The organism is Odoribacter sp. N15.MGS-14 (assembly GCF_000980245.1).
GTDB classification, from domain to species: Bacteria; Bacteroidota; Bacteroidia; order Bacteroidales; family Marinifilaceae; genus Odoribacter; species Odoribacter splanchnicus.
The window spans coordinates 1-8,976 of sequence record NZ_LARE01000090.1 but is presented as its reverse complement, the minus strand read 5'-3'; the positions used below and the strand labels follow the sequence as shown (position 1 = coordinate 8,976).

General features: G+C 42.1%; 6 protein-coding genes and 1 tRNA gene. 5 read left to right on the top strand and 2 right to left on the bottom strand.

The window, feature by feature from the left end; genetic code table 11:
* The first annotated feature begins 110 nt into the window (after positions 1–110).
* From WS34_RS13405 to WS34_RS15735, 3 genes are all read left to right on the top strand, one after another.
* Positions 111–1,061 carry a fibronectin type III domain-containing protein gene (locus WS34_RS13405; RefSeq protein WP_046405399.1) on the top strand — a complete coding sequence of 317 codons (951 nt, stop codon included), beginning with the start codon at positions 111–113 and terminating at the stop codon, positions 1,059–1,061.
* Positions 1,062–1,245: 184 nt separating this feature from the next.
* Positions 1,246–3,459 (top strand): heavy metal translocating P-type ATPase, encoded by a 2,214-nt coding sequence (locus tag WS34_RS13400; protein WP_046405397.1) that lies wholly within the window; start codon positions 1,246–1,248, stop codon positions 3,457–3,459.
* A 126-nt stretch (positions 3,460–3,585) separates the two neighbouring features.
* Positions 3,586–4,218 carry a heavy-metal-associated domain-containing protein gene (locus tag WS34_RS15735; RefSeq protein WP_286693790.1) on the top strand — a complete coding sequence of 211 codons (633 nt, stop codon included), beginning with the start codon at positions 3,586–3,588 and terminating at the stop codon, positions 4,216–4,218.
* A gap of 103 nt (positions 4,219–4,321) precedes the next feature.
* Here the strand turns inward: WS34_RS15735 and WS34_RS13390 are convergent, their stop codons facing one another.
* Both WS34_RS13390 and WS34_RS13385 read right to left on the bottom strand, forming a co-directional pair.
* On the bottom strand, positions 4,322–6,850 hold the full coding sequence (locus WS34_RS13390; protein ID WP_046405394.1) for an AsmA family protein: 2,529 nt from the start codon (positions 6,848–6,850) through the stop codon (positions 4,322–4,324).
* Positions 6,851–6,924: 74 nt separating this feature from the next.
* Positions 6,925–7,485 carry a ComEA family DNA-binding protein gene (locus WS34_RS13385; protein WP_046405392.1) on the bottom strand — a complete coding sequence of 187 codons (561 nt, stop codon included), beginning with the start codon at positions 7,483–7,485 and terminating at the stop codon, positions 6,925–6,927.
* Positions 7,486–7,706: 221 nt separating this feature from the next.
* Here WS34_RS13385 and WS34_RS13380 point away from each other — a divergent pair.
* Positions 7,707–7,779, top strand: a tRNA-Lys gene (locus WS34_RS13380).
* A gap of 241 nt (positions 7,780–8,020) precedes the next feature.
* Positions 8,021–8,976 (top strand): site-specific integrase (locus WS34_RS13375; RefSeq protein ID WP_046405391.1); only part of this gene is annotated, 956 nt, incomplete at its 3' end.

Below are 8,976 nucleotides of genomic sequence, written 5' to 3'. Positions count from 1 at the left end.
AAGCTATTCTGATTGAATTATTGGGAGGTAAACGTGCCGGCAAATGGTTGATTGTCGATCAGCAGGAAGGTTTTGGATTTGATAACTGGAAATATTCAAAATAGTTTATTATGGAAAAAAATATAACAATATGGATTTTGACCGTTTTACTGGTAGCTTTAGGAGTTGCTTGTCATGACGGCGATGATATACTGGACAATGGCGGTACAGAAGAATTGAAACCAATTGTATTACCTGCTAATCTAAGGGTTGAAAAGATCACGGACTTGTCGGCTGTGTTGGTGTGGGATGGAACTTCAAGCGAGTATGAAGTGGAATGGGACGGAGAAATTTTATCGACGCAGAGTATTTCGTATGGCTTGGAAGAATTGACGCCTGAACAGACTTATTCCTGGAAAGTACGTTCCAAAGAAGGAGAACGTTATAGCGAATGGGTAAATGGTACAGATTTTACGACGCTTAAATTTGTCGATGAGACGATTGGTTGGCCCGGCGAATGGCAGGGTACGGATTTTGTTCTCGATATGACACTATTGGGAATGACCGTCCCGGTCACGACTTTTTTGCCAGACGAAGTGTTACAGGAAAAAATAGAAGTAAAAATAGAGAAAAAAGAAGGGACGATAGACAAAATTCTTTTTAGCAGCCCGCGTTTACAGGAAATATTACCTGAACTTCCAGAGTATGTTGAAGGGCAAGTGAAGGAGGCTCGAATGACTGTCTTGACAAACGTAACAGATACGATTATCGCTGATTTGGATTATCCCATTTCAATTGAAAATCTTCCGGAAGATATTAGAGATGCAGTTTATGGATTGATCGCAGATATTCCGCTTCTCGGTGAATTTATAAGTGATATTAAGATTGAAAAGGTGGGTATTATATTTGAAAATCTAAACCTGGGTGGGCAATTGAAAGAAGGAAATAAGATACCTGTGACGTTTACTATTGGAGGCAGATTTTATTTGATAACGGATAATAATCTGATAAATACAGCACTAAGACTTTTACCTATGTCCGTTTCATTAGATGCTGGAATGACGTTGTATCCTAAGTCATAATATTACCTCATTTTTCTATTCTTTTCTGCCGGGAGTATCTATTATTCCCGGCTTTTTTGAATACCGGAGGATCTCTACCGGGATTACCATCCATGATGCCTTTCGGAAACAGGAGAAATAGGATTTTATAACTGATTTGAAACTAAGCCCCTGAGTTCACGTAAAGGGATAAAACGGATAGGTTATGAATGAAAAAAAGTCATTTTATGTGATCGGTATGAGTTGTGCCGGTTGTGCTGCCAATATTCAACAGGCATTATCCGAACGTAAGGGTGTCATAGAAGCCAGAGTAAATTTCGCCGCTTCAGACGTCATAGTGGAATATAACCCTACGCTTGTTTCCGATAAAGATTTGCAAAAAACGGTACAGGAAGCAGGCTACGATCTGTTGTTGGAAAATGAGACAGAGCCTGAACAGGCCGAAATTTTACAACGAGAAGCCTATGATAAACTACGCCGGAAAACGATAGGAGCGTTATTGCTATCCCTCCCTGTTTTTGTGATCGGGATGTTTTTTATGCATATACCCTATGGCAACTGGATCATGCTGGGATTTACCTTACCGGTCCTACTGGTATTCGGAAGGGATTTTTTCATTAATGCCTGGCGACAATTGAAACATGGACATGCCAATATGGATACTTTGGTGGCGGTCAGTACAGGAGTTGCCTTTCTGTTCAGTCTGTTCAATACCCTATGGCCCACCTATTGGACGGACCGGGGACTGGAAGCTCATATTTATTATGAAGCGGCAGCAGTGATCATCGCTTTAATTTTATTAGGCCGTTTATTGGAAAGCCGTGCAAAATCGAATACTTCGACAGCAATCCGTAAACTGATCGGATTACAGCCCAAAGAGGTGATCCGGATTCTCGAAGACGGTACGGAACAGGTGATCCCGATCAAAGCAGTACAACCCGGAGACATACTATTGGTGAAACCCGGAGATAAAATTCCGGTCGACGGCAGTGTCACAGAAGGAGTTTCTTTTGTCGACGAGAGCATGATTACCGGCGAACCGGTACCTGTCGAGAAAGTGACCGGTACACATGTCTATACAGGTACGATCAATCAGAAAGGGAGTTTTAAATTCATGGCCGAAAAAGTCGGGAGCGAGACTATTTTAGCCCAGATTATCAAGATGGTACAGGAGGCCCAGGGTAGTAAAGCTCCGGTACAACAGTTGGTCGACAGAATTGCTGCTATTTTTGTACCTGCCGTAATCGGTATCGCAGCGCTTACTTTTATCGGCTGGATGATTGCCGGTGGAGAACTCGCTTTTACACATGCCTTGCTGACCTCGGTAACTGTATTGGTTATCGCCTGTCCCTGTGCATTGGGATTGGCGACCCCGACGGCAATTATGGTAGGTATCGGCAAAGGGGCTGAGAACAATATTCTGATCCGGGATGCACAGAGCCTGGAACAATTGTGTAAAGTACAAGCCGTAGTTTTAGATAAAACCGGAACGATTACCGAAGGAAAACCTGTGGTTACCGATATTTTCTGGAATCCGGGGATAGATTTACGGCACAGTATGGAAGTTTTATTGTTTATGGAAAGCCGTTCCGAACATCCTCTGGCCGATGCTGTGGTACTCCATCTGACGGAAGAAGGGATAAAGACGAATCTGAAGGGAGAATTCAATAGTCTGACGGGACAGGGCATACAAGGTATGATCAATGGGGAATCCTATTTTGTAGGGAATCGCCGTTTGCTGGAAATGAACGGAATCTCCCGGGAAAGTAAACAGGCAGAACAAGCCGATGCTTGTAGTCTGGAAGGGAAAACCGTCGTTTATTTTGCCGATAGCAAACAAGTGTTGGCTTTAATTGTCATCGCCGACCAGATGAAGCCAGGGTCTGTAAAAGCTATCGAACGTTTGCAGGCAGAAGGTATTGAAGTATATATGCTCACCGGAGATAATCGGATCACAGCCCGGGCCGTAGCCGATAGTATCGGCCTGAAACATTTCAAGGCAGAAGTCATGCCATCGGATAAAGCCGATTTCGTGAAGGAACTACAACAACAGGGCAAGATTGTAGCGATGGCAGGTGACGGTATCAACGATTCGCAGGCTTTGGCCCAAGCCGATGTCAGCATCGCAATGGGAAAAGGTTCGGATATTGCAATCGATGTGGCGAAGATCACTTTGATTACCTCTGATCTGAATGCTATCCCGAAAGCCTGGGCCCTCTCGAAGCAAACGGTCGCTGCTATCCGGCAAAATCTGTTTTGGGCATTTATTTATAACCTGATCGGTATTCCCCTGGCAGCAGGCATTCTCTATCCCTGTTGCGGTTTTTTACTCAATCCGATGATAGCTGCCGCTGCGATGGCCTTCAGTTCGGTTTCCGTCGTTACGAACAGCTTACGCATCAAAGCAAAAAAAATCTGATTTCAATTTTTAAATCTCAATTTTCAATTATTGGGTAACCATTCTGAAGTTTAAGCGTTCGTATAAATGTAGTTAAATTTATCGGGACGATAAATTTAGGTTTATAAAGTTTTTTAAGAATAGGACATGAAAACATTTAAGTTTAAAACGAATTTGAAATGCAATAATTGTGTTGCCAAGGTTAAATCGCAATTGGATATAACAGATGAAATCCAAAGTTGGTCGATCGATCTGAAAAGCCCTGACCGGATTTTGACAATAAAGGCCAAAGATGAGAAAGCTGTTACATCGGTAGAACGGATACTTGCTGAAGCGGGCTATCTTGCAGAGGTTTACCCGGTTGAATCATATATAACTAAAAACGACAAAGCTATGAAGGACGTGAAAAAAGAATCCGATAACCAATCCAAGCCAACTACAATTAAAGGCTGTGGCTGTGGTAATACCGAAAAACCAGGAAAAAGCCAAAAGATGGCTAATGATGAGACTACCGAGGACGATATTCTGGGAGCTTCAAATTACGAACGGGCAGAAAGTGACCAATCGAAAGGGATTTTTGCCCAACAGACAAAGGCTTATAATAAAACTATGGATGAGCTTATCGAGAATGACGATCAGAACGCCAAAGACAACCTCTCCGATTATATGGATGAGCTGAAGGAAGAATCGGAAACTTTAGGCGATCATCCGAAACCTTATGGGACAACGGAAAATTCACCGGATTTTCCGGCAGAAGGAAAATTTACTCCTCCCTATTAGATAATAATACCTGAAGAGACGGTTAGTTATTAAGATAAAACGGAAACAACGGAGCAAACGGAGAATATGCTGTTTTACTCCGTTGTTCCCGTTTAGAAGAAATTTATTTCTTTTTAAAGAGATTCTGTATTCCCTGTAACAGATTACCTTTCAATTCTTTTTCTGCTGCTTTGGTGACCGCTTTGATCGCTTTGGAAAGGTCGGGTTTGATAACCGGCTTCGACAGCGTTCCCTCGACCTTTGCATCGATATCCAGATTTTTAATATTGTTCGAACCCGGAATAGATTTCAGGAGGTTGTCGATGTCCTTGCCGAAAAATTTACGGTCGATGTTCATCGATAAGGTATAATCGAGCTGCCCGTCGACGGTTTGATTTCCATAAATGGTCACCGGATTACCTGCAAAACTGGTCTTAAACGGTTCGACGATAATATTCCCGTTTTCGAGTTTGAAATCGATTTTCAGCTTACTGATACTCAACCGGCTAAGTTCGTCATTCTTCATCACACTAGCCAACTGGTTCATCGCCGGATTGTCGTTGATCAGAATACCTTTTGATTCGAGATATCCCCCACCGTTTGCTGTCGTCATTACCGGACTCATTTCTTTATCCAGGGTAGAACTGAAGTTCATGGCAGCCGAAACTTGTCCGCTACAGTTCATCGCTACCGGGATACTCTTCCGCAGGAAAGTGAAAGCCTCGTAGGCGGCATGGATATCGAAGTCGGATATATTCAGCTTGAAATCTACTGTCGGAATCTTCGGATTGGCTGTATTATATTGTCCGTTCATCACCATTTTACCTTCCAACATATCCATACTGAGATTTTTCAGTGTGGCGACCGCATTATCCAAAGAAATTTGCCCTTTTACATTACGGATAGTCAGATTATCGAAAAGGATAGTGCTGATATTACTGGTAAATTGTATGTCGATGTTTTTGGGAATCTCCAAAGCTCCTTCTGCTGCGGTCGGTTTGTCCGTCAAGGCGATAGAGTCGGCCGAAGCCCGGGCTGTAGTATCGCTCTTTGTTTGGCGGGCCGCTTTGGCTTGGGCGATGATGAATTCATTCAAATTTATTCGGTTCGAATGCAGAGAGAAATTACCTTTCAGCGTTTCATTTTTGAAAACATAAGGAAGATAGTTCGAAATATTTCCTTGTAAAGTAAAATCCGAGGAAAAAACTTTTGCCTGTAACTGTTTCAGATTCAACTGAGCCGGAGTAATCGTAACAGATCCCTGCGGGATAGAAATACCTTCCGGAAATTCAGTATTGACCAAAAGAAGATCTTTTAAAATAATATTTCCTTTGGCAATAAATTTCTCATATTGTTCTTTCTCGATATATTGATATTTCCCGTTGAATGTCATATCGGTCGTGACGATTCCCTGCAGAGTAATATCTTTCAGTGGAAGGGCTTTCTTCAGATTGGAGAAATTAATAACCCCGACTGCACCTCCGGCAAGCACCGGATCGTTAGGATTACTGATATTCAAATACATACTAAATGGATTACCCGCTATATCGAACGATAATTTTTTCAGGTTCAGTTGTGTTGAATCGACAGGTCCTCCGGGATTACTCACGTTCAGATCGATATTGATTTGACGGATAGCTTCCGGTAATTCGGGATATTTTACAGAAGCATTATTGACAAGTAAATTTGCCTGCAGAGCCGGGAGATGATCGGCATAATATTCTCCTTTAGCCGTAACATTCAGCTTAAAATCACCACTGGTTTCCAATCCTTCGATATAATGTTGCAACGTTTTGGGCACCATAGCCAACAAACTGACAAATTTGGTATCCGGAGCATTCAATTGCAAATCCAGTTTATATTTGTCCTCTCCGACCCCGATATTTCCGGTTAAATCGAGTTTGAGATCATTCAGGGCCAGGTCATTTTTCTGAATATCGAAAGTCATCTCTTTGAGATTGGCTCCGATAACGGCCTGCCATTTCAGATCGGTCTTATTGATCCAGACACTGTTTTGGTGCCGATATGAAATATTTTGCAGAGCAAGGAAAATATCAATCAGCGTATTGGTTTCCGAAAAATTCCCATTGAGTTTTAAATCGATATCTGCAATGCTGGCATAGGTCGAATGCTGAAAATCATTGTAAGTGATGAATAAATTTTCAATGGCGATATCATTTAAACGAAGGCCTCTCTCCGCCTTGCCTTTCGGTTCGTCGGGCGGAGTTTCCGTAGTGGCGGAAGTTTGCGAATCGGAAGACAATAGGATATCCCAGTTGGCTTTCCCTTCGCTATTTACTGTCGGAGCGATACGGCAATTTTTAAGCAAAAGTTGGTTTACAATGAGTTCATCTCCTGCTATCAGTGACTTCAAATTCACCGAAGCCTCGAACAACGGAATGTAAACGACGGTATCTCCTGCAAATTCATCCTTCCCGGTAATCATCACCTCTTTCAAGGCAACATTCAGATTAGGAAAACTTTTGAACATGCTCAGGTTCATATCGCCGATTTTCAATTTCGCATTGATGTATTTGGCGGATTGCTTTTCAATAATTTGGAGTATATCTCCTTTAAAAAAAGTAGGGATGACCATTAAAGCTGTAATTACAACAAGAATGAGTACACCCAGTGTAATGAATACTTTTTTCATCGTCAGTATTTTTTAGTTGTTTTAAACGGCCGGTGTCCACCGGATTGTTCACAAAGTTATTTTATTTTGTGAACTTATTGGAAATAAGGCTTTATTTTTTTGAGTTTATAAGCCGGAAGTACTTTCTTTTCTTCGAGCAGTTGGAAAGAAAGAGAATCGTATTTGCGCTTGGCATTGAAGATCATCTGTACATCCTCATATTCGAGATAGGGATGCCGGAGTATAGCTTTAAAACTCATGGTGTCCAACCTGTATTTCACGATCTTTGAAGGATCGACGGTAAATACCCCAGCGCACGAATCGACATTGAAGTGATTCATCTTTAACTCTTTCAACTGCCGGACGGCATAAAAACCTCCCAATCGCTGTCGGTATTTGATGATTTTACTTGCATAGTAAGGACCGATTCCCCGGATTCTGACCAAGGCACTGCTGTCCGCCGTATTTAATTCCAAGGGAGGAGGAATTTCCCGATGTGATACCGGACAAAGAGAATCCTTTTCTATATTGATTACTTCCGGCAATAAAAAGAATGCAGGTTTCCCCGACCGGACAAACCGCGGAATAACAATAAGGCCTGTAATCAATAACAGCATGACCAGTACCCCTTCCCGTTCTGTACTATTGAATATCATGACACACCCGATTTTAAATGGCCTATAAAAGTTACAACATTTTTCCGGGATAAGGAGCAAAAATCCTACCTATTTTGCAATTTTTTTAATATGCTATATAACTTATAACGAATAGATTAAACGAAAGCATATAAAAATATTCAGAAAAAACAGCAACCATTTTTTGCAACTAACAAAAAACTCCCTATATTTGCACCCGCAATTGAGAAACATTGTGGCCCGATTCAGTAGCTCAGCCGGTAGAGCACAACACTTTTAATGTTGGGGTCCTGGGTTCGAATCCCAGCTGGATCACTTTTCAAGACGAAAAAACGAAGCAAACTCCTGAAATTCAATGAATTTCGGGAGTTTCTGTTTTCAGGTAAAACCTCAAAAAACAGCGGATTCCGGCAGGAAAATCCGGTGAAATCGGTGGACTTGATTCCGCCCGGATTTTAGTCCACCGAATCAGGCTTTAATGCTTTGATTCACTGTATATTGCATGACGCCGTTTACGACTAAATACATTAATTTTAACCCGTTAAAATTCAGTCGTATGCAACGGAACTATTTTTCAATTCTTTTCTTCATTAAGAAGACAAAACTCCTTAAAAACGGTGAAGCACCTATTTGTTTACGCATCACGGTAAACGGTAAGCGTGCCGAGGTGCAGATTAAACGTAGTATCGAGGTCGGTAAATGGAACGCTAAAAAAGAATGTGCCAATGGCAAGGAACGAAAATACCAGGAGTTGAATCACTACCTTGAAACCGTTCGTACCAAGGTCTTGCAGATACACCGCCAGTTGGAACAGGACGGCAAACCCATTACTGCCGACATCCTCAAACGCCGTTATTATGGTGAGGGGGAATCTCCTAAAATGCTGCTGGAGGTATTCAACGATCACAACAAGAAATGCCGGGACTTATTAGGTAAGGATTTTGTTTTAGGAACGGTTCTGAGATATGAACGGACAGTACGTTATCTTTCGGAATATATGAAGCGGGCATACCGGATGGCGGATATTCCTTTAAAAGACATTACGGACGAGTTTATCCGGGGCTTTGAACATTACATTAAAACCAACAAGCCGTGCAGTCAGAACGCTACCGTTAAGTATCTGAAAAACCTGAAAAAGATTATCCGTCTGGCTTTGGCTAATCATTGGATTGTTGTAGACCCATTCTTTGAAATTAGGCTACGGCAGACCGCGACCAACCGGGCATTCCTTTTGGAAGAAGAAATAAAGGTGCTGATGAATAAGGAGTTTACCATTCCCCGCTTGGAGACGGTAAGGGATATATTCATCTTCTGCTGCTTTACGGGTTTGGCTTTTTCCGATGTTCAGCATCTGACAGCGGAGCATATCATACGCGGCGTAAACGGTGAATACTGGATACGGAAGCCGAGGGAGAAGACGGACAATATGTGTAATATTCCTTTGCTGGAAATACCCCGGATGATAATAGAGAAATACCGGAATCATCCGGAATGCGTAAAAGGCGGTGTTAT

Coding starts and splice junctions, on each gene's coding strand:
- WS34_RS13405 (WP_046405399.1), top strand. CDS start 111: ATGGAAAAAAATATAACAATATGGATTTTGACCGTTTTACTGGTAGCT.
- WS34_RS13400 (WP_046405397.1), top strand. CDS start 1,246: ATGAATGAAAAAAAGTCATTTTATGTGATCGGTATGAGTTGTGCCGGT.
- WS34_RS15735 (WP_286693790.1), top strand. CDS start 3,586: ATGAAAACATTTAAGTTTAAAACGAATTTGAAATGCAATAATTGTGTT.
- WS34_RS13390 (WP_046405394.1), bottom strand. CDS start 6,850: ATGAAAAAAGTATTCATTACACTGGGTGTACTCATTCTTGTTGTAATT.
- WS34_RS13385 (WP_046405392.1), bottom strand. CDS start 7,485: ATGATATTCAATAGTACAGAACGGGAAGGGGTACTGGTCATGCTGTTA.